The organism is Acholeplasma sp. ORD1043, assembly GCF_057808485.1.
On the sequence record NZ_JAQLOJ010000018.1, the window covers coordinates 1 to 17,848 of the forward strand.

The following is a 17,848-nucleotide window of genomic DNA, read 5'->3' on the forward strand; positions in this document are numbered from 1 at the left end:
GTTTCTTTTATTCATTTTTGCGCGGCTTTCAAAAAAAAGGAGGTAGTACCTCCATCTTTTGGAAAGTACACATTAAACCTCCATCTTTTTTAAATACCTTAAATTTTAAAGTCACATCGTAAAGGTGTGACTTTTCTTTTCAAAGGTGAGCCATTATATAATATAATGATAGTAACTAACGAGGTGGAATATGTCAAAGTTAATTAACAAGATATCTAAAACAAGATTTATTAATGGGATTAACTGTCCTAGATTTTTTCCACTATTTGAAATCTATAAAAAGCGTGAAGGTGCAACCGTAGCCTTCAAGGATGATCTATCTGACTTAATGGAAGAAGAAAATAAAGAAAACATCAAGATGTTTTTAGCATCTATGTATGAAGAAACAGAAGGCGAAGATGGCGAAGAAGTCGAAGTCGATAAGATTTCACTTCCAGATGAACAACTTGAAGTCATGATGCCATACTATAAGAAAATAGAAACCTTATCTGCAATATATGCAGAACACATATATAAAGCACCAGTCATTCATGACTTTGATACCAAAAAACAAAAGATGGTTGAAGCTGAAATTGGGGATTATAAATTCTATTCATTCTTAGATGGATATCAAGAAACTGATAAAGCAATCCACATTATAGAATCTAAAGCAACGACAACCAATAAATTCTTAAAGCTTACATATAAATCACTAGATGGGGAAAGATACCCTATTTTTGAGTCAACACCAGATGGTATCTTAATGACAAGAGAAGCAATCGGGTATGAAGTAGATGAGGCTTACCATAAAGCAATCGATAAAATCTTAAACAGATTACACGATGCAGGCAGTTACATCTATGACTTAACTTATCAAAGATTTGTTTTAGAACATGGAGAAAAGGTGAACAAACCTGTTCGTTATTTTCTATCGGTGTTAAACAATTCATATATCTTTGATGGCGTCTATAAAGCAGATGGTGAACCTGACTTTGAAAAGGATATTAATAACGATAACTTCGTGGTTAAAATGATTGATGTTACCGACCTTACAGCGCGTTTCATGAGAAGTTTCCAAAGTGATGTAGATATTGTCATAGACCGTCTTGATCATATGACTTATGATCTTGAAAACCCAGGACCATTATGCCCTAGAAAAGGCAAATTTAAGTGTATGTTCCATGATATTTGTTATGGACATATTCCAAAGAAAAACTCGGTATTCACCTATAAACATAATCATCATGGATTTGTAGATGAATCAGGCCACAAACATTCAACAGAAGATTTAATCAAAGAAGGTATGAAGACAGTTTTAGATGTCCCTTATGGCTGGTTAAAAAGACCAATCAATCAAATTCAGTATAATGTGGTAGATTCACATAAACCTTTCGTTAACTCATCAAGAATTAAAGAAATCATATCTAAAATGGAATATCCGTTATACCACTTAGATTTTGAGTCATTCCCATGTCCACTTCCACGTTTTAAAGGTGAAAAGCCATATACGCAAAGTCTATTCCAATTTAACCTTCATATTGAACATGAACCAGGTGTCTGTGATAAGGATAAAGATAGTTATTATTACCTTGCTACAGATGAAAAAGACCAACGTGAAGCTCTATGTAAAGCTATGGTAGATTTAATTGGTGATAAGGGTACAGTTATTGCTTGGAACGACTCATTTGAAAAGTCTAGAATGAAAGAACTTGCTGCCTATTTTCCGCAGTATAAGGCCAAATTAGACGATATGATAACAAGAACATTTGACTTAATGTATATCTTAACAGGCTCATTCCATAAGATCTATGAACGTTGGGGGTTAGGCGACTCTGATTCATTAAATTACTATCATGAAGATCTACAAGGCTCTTATTCAATTAAGAAGGTTTTACCGATTTTTGTTCCTAGTCTAAGTTATAAAAATTTAGAGATTGGAAATGGTACTGCAGCGCTAGTTACTTATGCAAAATTTCCAAGAATGAGTAAGGCTGAATTTGAAAGAAAATATAACGCGTTAGTAGCTTATTGTAAACAAGATACTTGGGCAATGGTAGCAATTTTAGACGCATTTAGAAAAATGGCGTAATTGTTCGTAAAAAGTCTTCACTTATTGTATAATAAGTAGAAGAAAGGTCATTGATCCCATGCTAAAAATATATAACTCACTATCAAATAAGATTGAAGAATTCCATCCAGTACACAAAGATAAAGTGAATATGTATGTTTGTGGACCGACAGTCTACGATAATATCCATATTGGAAATGGTCGTCCTGTGGTCTTTTTTGATGTGGTAAAACGTTATTTAGAATTTAGTGGGCTTAATGTTACTTATGCATCTAACATCACAGATGTGGATGATAGAATTATTAATCGTGCGATTGAAGAAGGTATTTCAGAAAAAGAAGTAGCAGCTAAATATGCTAAAGCATTCTTTGATGTGGTTGAAAAAATTGGTGCTAAACCTTTTGATGAAACACCACATGCGACCGACTATATTGAAGAAATGGTTGAGTTCATTTCCGATTTAATTAAAAAGGGTTATGCATATTCTGTACCAAGTGGTGTTTATTTTGATGTTTCAAAATTAAATGACTACGGTGTTTTATCTAACCAAAAAGTTGAAGAATTAAGAAGTTCTGTTCGTATTGATAATGAAACAGACAAATTAGATTCTGTTGATTTCGCATTATGGAAGATTACAACAGAAGGCATTAAGTATAATTCACCTTGGGGTGCTGGTCGCCCGGGTTGGCATACTGAATGTGTTGTTATGAACAACAAACTCTTTAACGGTGAAGAACTAGATATCCATGGTGGTGGATTTGACTTAAAATTCCCACACCATGAAAATGAAATTGCACAATCATTAGCACATGATGATCATCATTTAGCTAAGTACTGGATGCATGTTGGTAGACTCGATCTTGCAAACATTAAAATGAGTAAATCTTTAAAGAATGATGTGAAAATTAAGGATTTATTACAAAATTACGATGGTAATGTGTATCGTTTAATGCTTTTAGCACACCATTATCGTGCGCCAATCTCTTATACAAGCGATTTAATGGAACAATACAAAAAAACATATGATAAAATATCATATACACTTAATAAATGGAATTTCCAATTTATCTTAAAAGATATTAAGGAAGATTCAATTGATGGTTCAATTGAAGAATTCAGCAAATACATGGATGATGACTTCAATACACCAATGGTTGTAACCTTACTAGATGGTTTAGTTAAAGAACTTAACAAGAGTGAAGATAAGAAGATTTTCAACACACTTAAAGTTATCTTAAACGTCTTAGGGATTACACCAGTAATCAATGAACCAACGAAAGAAGATCTAAATCATTACATGGATTGGAATGAAGCAAGATTAAATAAAGATTTTGCTAAGGCAGACACATTAAGAAAACTCTTAAGTGAAAAAGGATGGATTTAATTTTGAATGGTTTATCATTAGCCTTTCTAGGCGATGCATATTATGAACTTTGGGTAAGAAAGTATTTATTGTCACTCGGCTACACCAAAGTTGACCAATTACACAAACTTAAAGTTAAATTATCATCAAGTAAAGCACAAGAGTTTATGATGAAGCATTTTCTTGAAAATAACTTATTAACAGAAACTGAATTAGAAGCTTTCAAAAAAGGTCGTAACGCAGCACATTTTTCAAGAAAAAACATGGATATGGTAACTTACCAACAAGCAACCGGATTTGAAAGCTTGATAGGGTATTTATCTGAAATCAATGAAGAACGTTGTAACGAATTAATTAAAATTGGTGTTAGTTTGATAAAGTTGGGTGAAAATCATGGCTAAGAATTCACAGAATGAATTACTTGCATTGTTAGAGGATGCAAATAAAGAAGAAGTAAAACGCGAAAAACAAAAAGGTCCTAAGACTGTTGTTGTAGATGAACCGCTACAAATGACAGGGGATCCTTTAGGCTTAATTCAACCGAAAGTAAATGCTAAAGAAGCTAAACTGCCTTCTCGTGTTAAATCTAAAAACGATGTTGTCGTTGAAAGATATAACCCAGAAGTTCTAAAAGGTTTAACGACTGACGATGTTGAACAACGTCAATTAGCACATTTAGTGAACGTTTCTGAAAAAGGTTCAACTAAAACTGTCGGTGGCATTATTGTAAGTAACGTCTTTACGTTTTTCAATATGCTTATTTTAGCCATTGTTGTACTACTTGTTTGGAGTGGTGCATCAATCATGCAAACTTTCTCACTATTAATTGCAGCAATTAACACGATCATCGGTATCTTACAAGAAGTTAACGCTAAGAAGATGATTGATAAGTTATCACTACTATCTGCCCCAACTGCAGTTGTTGTACGTGATGCACTTGAACAAGAAATTGCAATCGAAGATGTTGTTATTGATGACATCATTAGACTTGCATCAGGTAAACAAATTATTGTTGATGCCGTTGTTAGAGAAGGTTCAGTTGAAGTTAATGAATCACTATTAACTGGTGAATCAGACCCAATTATCAAAAAAGCAGGCGACACATTATATTCTGGATCTTTCGTAATTTCTGGAACATGTTATGCACAAGCAACTGCGATTGGTAATGACATTTATATTGAAAAATTAACAAACCAAGCTAAGAAATATAAGAAACCAAAATCTGATATCTTTAAATCATTAAAGACAATTATTACAATCGTTGGCGCAATCATTATCCCAATTGGTCTAACTCTTTATTATCTTGCTCCAGGGGAATGGAATGATCCTGCCTTTATCGGACCAAACATTGTAAAGAGTGCTGGTGCGATGTTAGGTATGATTCCATCAGGCCTATTCTTATTAACATCTGTTGCATTAGCAGTAGGGGTTGTGAGACTTGGTCAAAACCAAACTTTGGTCCAAGAATTATACTGTATTGAAATGTTAGCGCGTATTGATACATTATGTTTAGATAAAACTGGTACTATCACAGATGGTACAATGACTGTTAAGTCAGTGATTGAATATGAACAAGTTCCAGGTTTACCACTTAAACAATTAGTATCTGCAATGCTTAATGCTCAAAATGATTCTAACTTAACAAGTGAAGCTTTATCTGAAAGATTTGGTCTTCAAAAGAGAATTCGTCATAAAGCATTAATCCCATTCTCATCAGCTAGAAAATATAGTGCGGTTGAATTTGATAAATTTGGTACATTTGCATTAGGTGCACCAGAGTTTGTCTTAAGAGATTCATATCATTTAGTTTCAAGAGAAGTTGAAAAACAAGCACATGAAGGATACCGTGTACTAGTCATTGCTCAAAGTGATGAATCAATTACTGGTAAAGAAATTACTGGTAAGGTTACACCAATTGCTTTAATCATGATTGAAGATACCATTCGTCCAGATGCAGCAGATACAATCCAATATTTTAAAGATAATGGCGTTAATGTTGTTGTTATCTCTGGAGATAACCCATTAACAGTATCTAGAATTTCTCAACGTGCTGGTATTAATAACGCAGAACAATACATTTCACTTGATGGTATGAGTGATAAAGAAGTTGTGAGAGTTGCTAACAAATACACCGTATTTGGTAGAGTATCTCCACACCAAAAGAGATTATTAATTGAATCAATGAAGAATAATGGTCACGTTGTTGCGATGACAGGCGATGGTGTCAATGACATTCTAGCGCTTAAAGAAGCTGATACTTCGATTGCTATGGCATCAGGTAGTGAGGCTGCACGTAACGTTTCTCACTTAGTCTTAATGGATTCTAACTTCGCATCAATGCCTAAAGTTGTTAGTGAAGGTAGAAGAGTTATTAATAACATTTCTAAAGTTTCTAAACTTTACTTAACTAAAACTTTATTTACAATTTTATTATCATTAACAGTTATTATTCGTGGTTTAATGGAATATGATGCAGTTTATCCATTAAAACCTTCACATTTATTAATTATGGAATTCTTAGTTATTGCGATCCCTTCATTTGTCTTAGCGCTTGAATATAACAATACTAGAATTACTGGTAAATTCTTATCTAAGATCGTCAAAGATGCACTTCCTGGTGCACTCGTTGTCTTAATTAATGCATTAATTATTTATGCACTGGCTTGGCCATTAGGTCTTGATATTACAACAGTACCTGGTGAACAAGGGATTGCATCATTAATTGGTATTACAGCAACAGCAACTGCTTTCATGGTGTTATTTACAGTATCACGCCCACTGAATGTGAAACGTGGTGTCATGTTCTTTGGTACATTAACGCTTGCAATTCTTGCAATCTTCTTGTTACCAGAATTACTGGAATACACACCAATCTTTAAAATTCAAAATGTGACACGTTCAACACCATTTGAACTACCACAAATCTTATTATTAATTGTACTTGTCTACTCATCATATCCAATGATGTATATCCTAACCAATATTATTAAGTGGTTAAAGATTATAGCTAGAAAGACAGTATCTGTCATCTCTGATATGAAATAAAAAGAAGCGCGGCTCACGCGCTTTTTTGAAAGGATTTTATAAAAAATATGATTATTTACGGAAAGAACGTCATAAAAGAAGCGGTTTTGAATAAAAGACCAATTTACAATATGTATGTTGATGAAAAACTACAAGACACTAAGTTCTTAGAGTTTTTAGAGTACCATAAAGTTTCATTTAAAAAAGTTAATAAAGGTGAATTAAATAACCTAACAGATAATGGCGTTCACAACGGTATTGTGGCAGAAGTTAAACCTTATCAATATGTAGAGTTATCAGATGTCCTAAAAAAGGATGAACGACAAGTATTCTTAATGTTAGATGAAATTCATGATCCACACAACCTAGGTGCAATCTTACGTTCTGTAGAAGCAACTAATGTTGCAGGTGTCATCGTGTCTAAGAAACACCAAGTGCCACTAACTGGAACGGTTGCTAAAACATCTGCTGGAGCAATTGAACATGTCAAAATGATTCAAGTTGGTAACCTATATCAAGCGATGTTAAATCTAAAAGATTTAGGATTCTTAATTGTTGGTACTGCAGGTGAGGCAACACAGACCTATAAACAAATGCCGAAAGATCAATCTTTAGTCATTGTTATGGGTAATGAAGGTGAAGGTTTAAGACCACTTGTTAAAAAGGGTTGTGACTTACTAGTTTCAATTCCGATGAAGGGTAAAGTTAACTCACTTAATGTATCAGTTGCATGTGCACTAATGTTATATGAAACATTGTAATAAAAAATAAATAATTAAATAAAGAGGGCGGTTATCATGGTCAATGATTTTGAACTAATCTATCTATATAAACAAAATAGAGAGGAGACGGTTTTGCAAGAAATCATTGATAAATACCGCCCTCTTATTTATAAAAACATCTATAAGTTCTATGTCAAACAACAAGATATTGAAGATTTTTATCAAGAAGGGGTTTTAGCTCTTCTTCAAACAATTGAAGTCTTTAATGAAGATGTAGGTAAAACCTTTACTAAGTTTTATGAACTCATTTTATTCAGAAGATTTATTCAATTAAAGGATAAGTCACCTAAATATGTACTTTATGATAATGAAAACTTCTTTGAAAAACCGGTTGAACCAGTCTTTGATTATCTAGCAGAAGATATCTATTTTGGTCCATTTGAAAAAGAAGTCTTTGATTTATATTTTATAGAACATTTTACTGAAGATAGCATAGCTATCATGTTAGAGAAAGATAAGAAGCAAATTCAAAATGCATTGCATAGAATTAAGCTAAAAATTAGAGAAAATGAAGAGAATCAACTTAAATAATGGGTTTTCTCGTGTAATTAGAAAAAAGTCTTAAAAACCATACTAAAGTATGTTATAATTATTTCGCATTGACTAAAGATGTGGTTTTGTTGTACAATAATAGTGCATCATAAGACCACGCTCAAAGGGTGGTTTTTTAATGAGAGAAAAAATAATTTTAGTTTGTAGCAAATGTTTATCAAGAAACTACACAACAACAAAGAATAAAACAACAACTAAGGATAGATTAAACTTTAACAAGTTCTGTCCACACTGTAACAAACACACACTACATAAAGAAAGTAAATAGGAGTATATAGACTATGGCTATTAAACAAAAAGAACAAGAACCAAAAAGCAAATTACTTGAGATCTTAACCACTGAATATAAGGGTGAGTCATTAATCTTAGGCGTGCTTGCTACAATTACAGCTGCTCTAGCAGTTATGATCATTGGTAATGTACAAGGTTTCCACATTCCAGCTGATTTCCCAGTTTTAGGTGGTTCACCTAATGACATGATCTTCGCATGGACTGTACTAGTCATTGCTATCTTAGGTTTAGCACTTGTTATCTATCCATTCTTCTTACCAGCATTCCCAGAATTAAGAAAGATATCATGGGCAGGTTGGGCCGAATTTGCAGATAATGCAGTAAGAGTTATCATTTTCGTTTTAATTTTTACAGTATTTGTATCAATTCTTGACTTAACTATGATCTGGATTACTACAGAGGTTATCGGATAATGGCTGAAAAAGCTCCAAGAAAACGCTGGTATGTGATTCAAACTTACTCTGGCTATGAGAATGCTGTAAAAGAAGACTTAGCTAGACGCGTTGATTCTATGGGGATGCAAGACTACATCTTCCAAATTATCGTACCAGAAGAAAAATATATTGAAAAGACAAAAGACGGCAAGGATAAAGAAAAGATTCGCCAAGTTTATCCAGGTTATGTCTTTGTAGAAATGTTAGTTACAGACGACTCATGGTTTGTTGTCCGTAATACCCCACGTGTAACTGGTTTCTTAGGTTCATCTGGTGGTGGTACTAAACCAGTTCCATTATTAGACGAAGAAATCAAACCAATTCTACTTAAGGTTGGTATTATGTCTAAACCTAACTATGAATACCTTATTGGTAAACAAGTTGTTATTATATCAGGTGCCTTTGAAGGTCAAACTGGTGTTGTATCAGGTGTAGATAACGATCAAGAGAAATTAATCGTTGATATTGAAGTATTCGGTAGAGCAACTCCAACTGAAATTAACTTCAATCAATTTAAAGAAGCGTAATAGTTTATAAAACTTAGCCAAGTCAATTATGATTTGGCTTTTATTTTTTAGTAATAACCCATATTATATAGATGCATATAAAGTATTTATTGTCTTTCTTGTAATGTTCTTGGCAGTAATCATTAAATATTTGATAGATATCTTGTTCGTTACAAGAAGAGACTCCAATTAATCAAAATGAAAAGACTATCTCTAAAATATGTCTTTTTTGTTGAATATTATATCGGATTTGATAATTTATTTTCTTTAAAGTTAGATGCTATAATGAAATAAATCATCAAAAAAGGGGACAGAATGGATAATTTAAATATTAATGAACTTGAATTTTTAATTTCTATGTGGCAATTAGTTTTTATTTATAATCAATATGAGCAAAATCTTGAACTTTATGGCATTGAAAAAGGGAAAGAGTTTGTTAATCAACACAGCTCTTTTATCGCATTATTACGAACGGTTTTTCATATGAGCATCATTGCTGCTAGAAAGATTCACGAAGAGAAAATTAAAGAAGGTTTAAGTAATAGCAAGTGGAAAAAATTGATTAATGCTAGAAACTATTTATCGCATGCTTTTAATGATGATAGCAAGTATACATTCATCGAAATATTTGAAATACTGATTGAACTTTATAATCATATATTACTTAAACACGATCTAATTAATAATGATGAATGGAAAAGATTGGCTGAAGCATATAAAAAAAATGTCCTAACTTGGAGCGATTTATTTAAAGTTGATATTCAATAATGTGAATATTTTTACCAATATTTGCACTACATTTATTAAAAATGTATTTCATTTTTTATACATGTTATAATTGTTATAGAAAGAAATGGGTGAGGATATGAAAAAATACGAAATTGCAGGCATTAAAATTGCCTTTGAATACACCTACGACAAATATTTTAAGAACAACATTGAAGCATATCTATATACAGGGGATGAGCCTGTAGATCATACCATTGTTGTAAGATATAAAGAAACTCTTGATGCGCCAACATCTGGTTTATTTAGAATATTCTCAAAAAGTGTTTCAGGTGTTAAATCATATATGACATATGATGAAGGATATAAGAACATTGAAATCTGGATTGATGAAGATACATTCCAAGATGTGGCTACCGCTGAATATGTATATACCGGTATGGTATTCTTAGAACTTGCACAACGTCATGGATTACTTCCAATGCACGGTTCAGCAATCAGCTATAAAGGTGATGTTATTTTATTCTCTGCACCTTCTGGTACAGGTAAATCAACACACGCTAGAATGTGGAAACAACTTTATGGTGAAGATGTATCATGGGTTAACGATGATAAACCTTTATTAAAAGTTGAAGAAAATGGTATTTATGTATATGGTGCACCATTTAGTGGCCAATACAGTTCAAATACAAATGAAAAGAAACCATTAAAAGCCATTGTATTCCTTCAACAAGGTATTACAGATGAAGTAACTACCCTAGATAATAAAGAAGCCTTAAAACATTTAATATCAAATACATTACGCCCACAAGAAGAAGCACTATGGGATAATTCTCTACGCCAATTCGAAGTGATTATGAATCAAATACCTATTTATCATTTAGATGCATCATTATCACTAAATGCAGTTAAGACCATTAAGAAAAAAATCTTTGGAGCATAATATGAAAGTCAAAAGTGAATATGTATTAAAAACAGTAGGTGATCAAATCATTGTTGTACCTATTGGGCAAGAAGCAGTTAAATTCCATGGTATGTTAACTTTAAATGAAACAGGTAAGTTCTTATTTGAAAACTTAAAGGAAGATACAACACCAGAAGAGTTAACTAAAAAGTTAGTAGAAGCATATGATGTATCATATGAACAAGCCGCTGCTGATGTATTAAAATTTGTAAGTATTTTAAAAGAAAGAAATATCTTGGAGTAATATTTGAAGACTGTTAAAGTTGATAATAAAGAACTGTTCAAACTAGTTATTGAACATCTTAACAACAATCAAGAAGTAGAATTTAAAGTCATGGGTAACTCAATGTTACCCTTTTATAAACATGATAAAACAGTTGTCACACTAAAAAAACAAGAAAAGTATCAAAAGCATGATGTTGTACTCTTTGATTATGAAGGTCAAACAATCCTTCATAGAATCATAAAAATTAAAGGCAATGATGTCATTATTAGAGGTGATGGTGCCTTTAGAAAAGAAGTTATCACTAAAGATTTGATTCATGCTAAAGTAATTGACTTTGAAACAAATGGGAAAAAGATAAAAAACTATCAATTTAAGTTTAAGGTTTGGTTATTTTTCACACCAATTAGAAGGATATTACTTAAATTCATAAAAAAATAAAACATGCGCAAGGTTAAATACACTTTGCGCTTATTTTTTATAAAACCCGTGTAAATAGATTACATATACTGAATATTGTTTATTATTCATAATAATGTTTGTGAAAATATACACAATTATGTTATCATTATGGGTAAACACAATAAAACAAGAAAAGGGAAGACAATGAAGAAATTATTAAGTTTTGTCACATTATTTTTAATTTCATTCCTTCTTATTGCGTGTGATGCGCCAGTAGATAACAGCAACCCAGCTCAGGCTATTGCTGATAATATTGCGATCACATTTGCAGAAGGGGATTCACTTACATCTGTTACTAAGAACTTTAATGTTCCAACAGCAGAAGGAGATGCAACAATTGCATGGTTATCTAACGATACAGCAACTGTTTCAATCTCAAATGGCTTAGCTACTGTAAATCAACCTAATGCTGATAAAGCAGTTAAAATTACTGCAATTGTTACATTAGATAATAAACAAGGTACAAAAGTATTTGACTTAAATGTTAAAGCTAAAACTCCTGGTGGTGGCGGAGAAGAACCGACCGATAAACTACTTTACGAGTTTACTTTTGAACCAGCAGAACTTAACCATGGTTATTCTGATTCTAACTTAACTGGTAACTTAGTAAACCAAGTTGATAACAGTTCATTCCAAATCGGCAAACGTCGTGCGAATACTGCTCAAGGTGGCGAAGGCTTAGTCTTATCAGGTGGTTCAGCAACTGAGGCTACAAATGCTTATGTATCATTCGTGTTTGCTGGCACAATTACTAAGATTGAATTTAATGCTCGTTTCTGGGGTGATGCTGATTTAGCTAATGTTTTATCAGCTCTATTCCAACAAAAAGTTGGTGGTAACTGGGTAACATTAATAGACCTTAAAGCTGAAAATGCAACTGCAGTTATGGAAGCATTTGAAGTAACAGAATTAAATTCAAATGAATTTAGATTCTTTGTTGAAGGTGCTCAAGGTACTAGTAATACTGCAAGATTAGTTGTTGATGATATGAAAGTATACGGAACAACTGGTTCAAATCCTGATCCAGGTCCTGGCGGCGGCGATCCAGAACCAGGTACTGGTACATTAATCTATAGTTTCACATTCGAACCTGCTGAACTTAACCACGGATATTCAGATTCAGCATTAACTGGTAACTTAGTTAACCAAGTTAATAACCAATCTGTACAGATCGGTAAACGTCGTGCAAACACTGCACAAGGTGGCGAAGGTTTAGTCTTATCAGGTGGTTCAGCAACTGAATCAACTAATGCATATGTTTCATTTGTATTAGCTGGAACAATTACTAAAATTGAATTTAACGCTCGTTTCTGGGGTGATGCTGATATAGCAAATGTAACAACAGCTCTATTCCAACAAAAAGTTGGCGGCAACTGGGTAACTCTAGTTGACTTAAAAGCTGAAAATGCTACTGCTGTAATGAAGGCATTCTCATTAACAAATATTACATCTAATGAATTTAGATTCTACGTAGAAGGACAACAAGGCACTGGTAATACTGCAAGACTTGTAGTAGATGATATGAAAGTTTATGGTACTGCTGGTACTGGTGGAAACCCAGATCCAGGTCCTGGTGGTGGTGATCCTGATCCAGGTGAAGGTGGTAATAATCCACAACCAGGTGTATATGATAACACTGAAAACTTCTCTGGTGCATCTGCATTATCAACTAATTCATCAACATATTCAGATGGTACTTACTCAGCTCAAGGTATTACTTGGTCTTGGGTACATGCTATGAATGCAACTGCTCCATCAGATGATTACACGATTGATGGTGCTGGTGTATTATTACGTCGCGCAAATGAACCATCTTCATTACAAGGTGTATTCCCTAATGGTTTAGCTGGATTCTCATTTGAATACCGCAAGGCGTTTACATCAAATGCTGCTAGAAACTATAAAGTTGATGTAACTGTAAATGGTCAAACAACAACTTATGATTTACCAGTATTTGGTAATGCTTCAGGTGCTGATAATACTGTTCATACATTTGTTTACTCTGGTCCAGTATTAACTGGTTCAGTTACAGTTAAAATCTATGCTACAGGTGCTGATGGTAACCAACAAATGGTTATTGATAACTTCAAGTGGTCTAATTCAGATGGTTCAGTTACACCAGGTAATGGTGGTGGATCAACTGATGCATCAACTGCACAAGCTGCTATTGATGCTTTACTTGCTGACTATGAATTGACTTTTGTATCTAAAGAAGCTGATACAACAATTTATTCACAATACTATGCAGGTTATACACTTGCTGATTATGCAGAAGCATTTGAAGTTGATTCAGTTGAAGCATATATCGTGACAGCTTCTGATGATGTAATTCTTTTAGTATTTGTTGGTAAAACTGGTTCAACTTATGAAGTTCAAGATGCAATTGATTTATTCTTAGATGCAGAAGAAGCAATTCAATTTGGTTCATATTTGTTCTATCAAAATGAAGGTGCTTTATTAGATATGACTTTAATTGCATCAGATGCAGCCTTAGCTGCTGATGCATATAACCAATCATTTGAAGAACCACTCACAACATTAGCAGAACTTGCTGAATACTTACAAATCTCAACATCTTCAATGCTTGTTTATTCAACAACTTGGGGTGAAGATGGCGCATATCCAGGTACTGATATCTTTGTTATTATCAAAGTTGGTATCTACTACATTCCAATTGAATGGCTATAATTAACTAAAATCAAAAGGGAAGAGTTATGAACTCTCCCCTTTTTTCATGATTTTCAATTGAAAGTGCTTTCTTAATGAAAATAACTTTAATTATATTAATTAATATTATCGAATTTAACAATTTTTATAACTTTGTATGTTACACTAGATTTAAAGATGGGAAAATATGTAAAAAAAAGGAGATTATTTTTGTCATGTCTACAGAAAACAAAAAGATTTACGAAGTACCCATGATAGAAGTTGTAGAGTTTTCTACAGAAGATTCGATTGCTATTTCAGGAGCAAATGGCGTCGGTTTCTTTGAAGAAATATTCTAAGGGGAGTGAAACTAAATGAAAAAGTTAGCTATTTTATTTTTAAGTTTCGTAGCATTATTGTTTGTTGGTGTGTACACACAGCCAGCATTCGCGGCAGAAGGTGATGTTAACCTTTCGATACAAGTTGTATCAAAAGATGGTGTTACACCTGCAGTTCAAGTTCCAAGTGCATATGGATCATTTACCGATGTTACTTTTGGATTAGAAGGATATGTATATCATATCTACAACACAGAAGTTAGCACAGCGGCTTCAAGACAATTTATTAACTCGGAATCTACTTATGTAACAATGGTACTTGCAGATGGGGAAAATCCATCAGCAGTATATGTTGATACTAATGGTAAAGTACTACAAGCTAAATATGGTTTAGAACTTGAATTTTATGGAACTGAACCAACTAAACCAGGTTTAGAATTTGCTGGTTGGTTATCACTAGCTTTAGTTGGAAATAACGAAGTATTTATTGCTAGTTACACAGCTAAAGCAGATGTTATCTTAGTTGATGTTAACGGTGGTACTGCTAGTCCTGTAGAACCTAACTACAACCAAGTAGTTACATTAACTCCTGATAATTTAGAAACATTTAAATATTGGGCTGATGCAGATGGTCAATTCGTATCTGCTAATCCTAACTTTGCTTTCACAGCTTTAGTGGATGTTGAATTCACTGCAGTATATGAAGGTGAAGAAGTTACTGGTCCAAGCGTATACCTATTTAACGTATCAGGTATTCGTGAAGGTCATCAATCATTTGTAGGTTATGTTGAAAAATCAGGTCTAACATTAGTTGAATTTGGTATTTTAGCAAGCGACGAAGCAGAAGTATTAACATTTGAAAATGCATTAGCAATTCCTTCGACAGCAATGAATGCTAATAGTGAATTCTTAAGATCTTTTGAAGAAGGTGAATTTACTACTTTTAGAGCTTATGCTAAGTTCTCAAATGGAACAGTTGTTTATTCTGATAATAACTTTGCAATTGCAGATTCAAGAATTTATAATGTAGATTTTGAATCTGGAACTCAAACAGGGTATATTAAAAATGGAACGACTACACTTGGTATAGTAAATGGTCTTCTTTGGGAAGTGACTAACGGGGGTAGTAATTCAGGAATTCTTTGGAATTATGCAAGTGGTCAAGATATGAACATCACGCCAGATCAAGGGTCAAATATTGCCAGAATTGATGGTAGACAGGGTACTACATTAACTATGCAAGAAGCGTTACCGTTTATTAGTTCAATTTCAATTGATGCAAAATATTATGGTTCTGCGAATAACTCTAATTTGTCTGTGTATGCAATTAGTGGTGGTAACTCTACACTATTAGAGAATCTTGATTTAGAATCTACATTTAAGACTTTTGAAATTCCAGTAAATCTAAGTAATGTGAAAATTCAACTCGTTGCTACTGTAAATAGATTGAATATTGATAATATACAATTTTATCAATCAGTTAATAGCAAGATTTATAATGTTGCATTTGCAAATGATGATGAAGTAATAAATATCCCAGTAATTGCAAAAGAGAAAGTAAGTAAACCTGTTGATCCAGTAAAATATTCTCATATATTTGATGGTTGGTTTATAGATCCGGAATTTACGACAGAGTTTGATTTTGAACAAGAAATAAGTAAACATATAACTTTATATGCTAAATTTACAGAAATTAATCTTTTTAGAGTTGAATTTGAATCGAATGATGGAACTTTGGTTTCTCCGATTGAAGACATTATTGAAGGGTCTAAAATTTCAAAACCGGCTAATCCAACAAGAGAAGGTTTCTTCTTTGATGATTGGTATATTAATCAAGAATTAACGATTAAATTCAATTTTGCAACACCAATCACTAATGATATGGTACTTTATGCAAAATGGTTACAAGAGAGAACTGTGACATTTGATACTGATGGTGGAACAGTTATAAGTCCTGTAATCGTAGCGGATGGATCATTAGTTTCAAGACCTCAAAATGATCCAACTAAATTAGGTCATACATTTGAAGGTTGGTATACTGATAACACATTTACAATTGAGTTTAATTTCAACACTCCAATAGTTGAAAACACTATAGTTTATGCATTATTCGAGGAATCAAGTGTTCCAACAGAGCAATTAATATATTCAACAGATTTCCAAACAGGCTTTACTGCAGGTTCAAGTTATCAATTAAATAATGTAAAACAAGGACCAGCTGGAAATGAATGGATAATGTTCTTTGGGACCGTCTCTACAAACTCAGCTATATCAGGTAATTCAGTACAATTTAGATGGTATAGTACTGGTGGAAATGAGAATAAGTGGGGAACAGCAACCACAGATTTCACGCTAAGTAATGTATCCAGAGTAGTTTTTGATGCAAAAAGAAACCAAGGTAGTTTCAATATTAAAGTTTGGTATTCAACAGATGCAAGTAATTGGGTTGGTGAACAAGAATTTATATTAACAACTTCAGCTACTGAATATGTTTATGATTTACCAGGAGATTTTGTATCGGGACCAATATATATAAGATTTGGACTATCCGGAACTGGTAATTCAGGAAATGGTATTACTTTTGATAATGTGAAAGTATACGGTTTCCCGGCTTAAGCCCTTCCGAAGATAACATATCACCAATAATTACAATAGAACCGGACTTTTCAAGTCCGGTTCAACTTTCGGTAGGGGCTAGTTTTACATTGCCTGTTGCATCTGCAACAGATAATGTAGATGGTGATTTAGAATTTGTTTATGCTGATACATCATCGATATCTATATTTTATGATAATGTATCAAATGAGTATTTATTTGATCTTGAAGGTACTTATGAAATAGCTTGGATTGCATATGATGAAGCAGGTAATGAAGGTAAATTAATACTAATCATTAAAGTATCTAATGCACCTTTACCTGGAACATATGAAGGCTATTATGAAAGTTTAAATGGACTTTCAGGAGAATCTTTAAAAACAGCATTAAGAAATTTAATTAAAAATACAGGTTCAGCAACTGGTACAACTGCACAAGTTCAAACAGTTGATGCATGGCAAGGTTCTTATTATTTAATATATACTGGTTTAGGTACGTATGGTAATAGAGAACATACATGGCCAGAATCTTTACTTGGTAGTGCACCAGATGACGATCTACACAATTTAAGAGCTGCCAATATGCAAGTTAATAATACTAGAAGTAATTATCCATTTGGACCAGGAAGTGGTTCATGGAAATTATCCAGTGGTAAATTCTATCCAGGTGATGAGCATATTGGAGATGTCGCTAGAATTGTACTATACATTAGTATTAGATATAACCTAAATATTAATTTAGTTGGCACACTTAATATGTTCTTAGAGTGGCATCAACAAGATGAAGTAAATGATTTTGAGGTTGTTAGAAATGGTAGAATTCAATCTATACAACATAATAGAAATCCATTTATTGATCATCCAGAGCTAGTTTCACTATATTTTAATTAGTAATT

General features: G+C 32.9%; 17 protein-coding genes. All 17 read left to right on the forward strand.

Annotated elements, in window-relative coordinates:
- The first annotated feature begins 190 nt into the window (after positions 1–190).
- On the forward strand, positions 191–2,068 hold the full coding sequence (locus PG914_RS06550; protein WP_488822980.1) for a DUF2779 domain-containing protein: 1,878 nt from the start codon (positions 191–193) through the stop codon (positions 2,066–2,068).
- A gap of 58 nt (positions 2,069–2,126) precedes the next feature.
- Positions 2,127–3,431: a cysteine--tRNA ligase gene (gene cysS / locus PG914_RS06555; RefSeq protein ID WP_488822982.1), complete on the forward strand. Its 1,305-nt coding sequence runs from the start codon at positions 2,127–2,129 to the stop codon at positions 3,429–3,431.
- Positions 3,422–3,811 carry a Mini-ribonuclease 3 gene (locus tag PG914_RS06560; RefSeq protein WP_488822984.1) on the forward strand — a complete coding sequence of 130 codons (390 nt, stop codon included), beginning with the start codon at positions 3,422–3,424 and terminating at the stop codon, positions 3,809–3,811. Before cysS ends, PG914_RS06560 begins: the two co-directional genes overlap by 10 nt.
- On the forward strand, positions 3,804–6,455 hold the full coding sequence (locus PG914_RS06565) for an HAD-IC family P-type ATPase (RefSeq protein ID WP_488822986.1): 2,652 nt from the start codon (positions 3,804–3,806) through the stop codon (positions 6,453–6,455). Before PG914_RS06560 ends, PG914_RS06565 begins: the two co-directional genes overlap by 8 nt.
- Positions 6,456–6,502: 47 nt before the next feature.
- Positions 6,503–7,195 carry a 23S rRNA (guanosine(2251)-2'-O)-methyltransferase RlmB gene (gene rlmB / locus PG914_RS06570; RefSeq protein WP_488822988.1) on the forward strand — a complete coding sequence of 231 codons (693 nt, stop codon included), beginning with the start codon at positions 6,503–6,505 and terminating at the stop codon, positions 7,193–7,195.
- A gap of 93 nt (positions 7,196–7,288) precedes the next feature.
- A complete protein-coding gene (locus PG914_RS06575) occupies positions 7,289–7,747 on the forward strand; it encodes a sigma-70 family RNA polymerase sigma factor (protein ID WP_488822990.1) in 459 nt (152 codons plus the stop codon).
- Positions 7,748–7,886: 139 nt separating this feature from the next.
- Positions 7,887–8,036 carry a 50S ribosomal protein L33 gene (gene rpmG, locus PG914_RS06580; protein ID WP_488822992.1) on the forward strand — a complete coding sequence of 50 codons (150 nt, stop codon included), beginning with the start codon at positions 7,887–7,889 and terminating at the stop codon, positions 8,034–8,036.
- A gap of 13 nt (positions 8,037–8,049) precedes the next feature.
- Positions 8,050–8,472, forward strand: a complete 423-nt coding sequence (locus PG914_RS06585) for a preprotein translocase subunit SecE (protein ID WP_488822994.1) — start codon at positions 8,050–8,052, stop codon at positions 8,470–8,472.
- Positions 8,472–9,020 carry a transcription termination/antitermination protein NusG gene (gene nusG, locus PG914_RS06590; protein WP_488822996.1) on the forward strand — a complete coding sequence of 183 codons (549 nt, stop codon included), beginning with the start codon at positions 8,472–8,474 and terminating at the stop codon, positions 9,018–9,020. The genes PG914_RS06585 and nusG overlap by 1 nt, the downstream gene beginning before the upstream one ends.
- Positions 9,021–9,314: 294 nt before the next feature.
- Positions 9,315–9,767 carry a hypothetical protein gene (locus PG914_RS06595; RefSeq protein ID WP_488822998.1) on the forward strand — a complete coding sequence of 151 codons (453 nt, stop codon included), beginning with the start codon at positions 9,315–9,317 and terminating at the stop codon, positions 9,765–9,767.
- Between the two features lie 97 nt (positions 9,768–9,864).
- Positions 9,865–10,668, forward strand: coding sequence for a hypothetical protein (locus PG914_RS06600; RefSeq protein ID WP_488823000.1), 804 nt, complete (start codon positions 9,865–9,867; stop codon positions 10,666–10,668).
- Between the two features lies 1 nt (position 10,669).
- On the forward strand, positions 10,670–10,933 hold the full coding sequence (locus PG914_RS06605) for a PqqD family protein (protein WP_488823002.1): 264 nt from the start codon (positions 10,670–10,672) through the stop codon (positions 10,931–10,933).
- A 3-nt stretch (positions 10,934–10,936) separates the two neighbouring features.
- The gene (locus PG914_RS06610) at positions 10,937–11,353 is read left to right on the forward strand and encodes a S24/S26 family peptidase (RefSeq protein ID WP_488823003.1); all 417 of its coding nucleotides are present in this window, start codon (positions 10,937–10,939) and stop codon (positions 11,351–11,353) included.
- Between the two features lie 165 nt (positions 11,354–11,518).
- A complete protein-coding gene (locus PG914_RS06615; RefSeq protein ID WP_488823005.1) occupies positions 11,519–14,062 on the forward strand; it encodes an immunoglobulin-like domain-containing protein in 2,544 nt (847 codons plus the stop codon).
- A 194-nt stretch (positions 14,063–14,256) separates the two neighbouring features.
- On the forward strand, positions 14,257–14,379 hold the full coding sequence (locus PG914_RS06620; RefSeq protein WP_488823006.1) for a hypothetical protein: 123 nt from the start codon (positions 14,257–14,259) through the stop codon (positions 14,377–14,379).
- Positions 14,380–14,394: 15 nt separating this feature from the next.
- Entirely contained in the window at positions 14,395–16,974 is a 2,580-nt protein-coding gene (locus tag PG914_RS06625; RefSeq protein WP_488823008.1) for an InlB B-repeat-containing protein, read from the forward strand.
- Positions 16,975–17,063: 89 nt separating this feature from the next.
- Complete coding sequence (locus PG914_RS06630; RefSeq protein WP_488823010.1) at positions 17,064–17,843, forward strand: endonuclease I family protein; 780 nt, start codon at positions 17,064–17,066, stop codon at positions 17,841–17,843.
- Positions 17,844–17,848 lie beyond the last annotated feature (5 nt).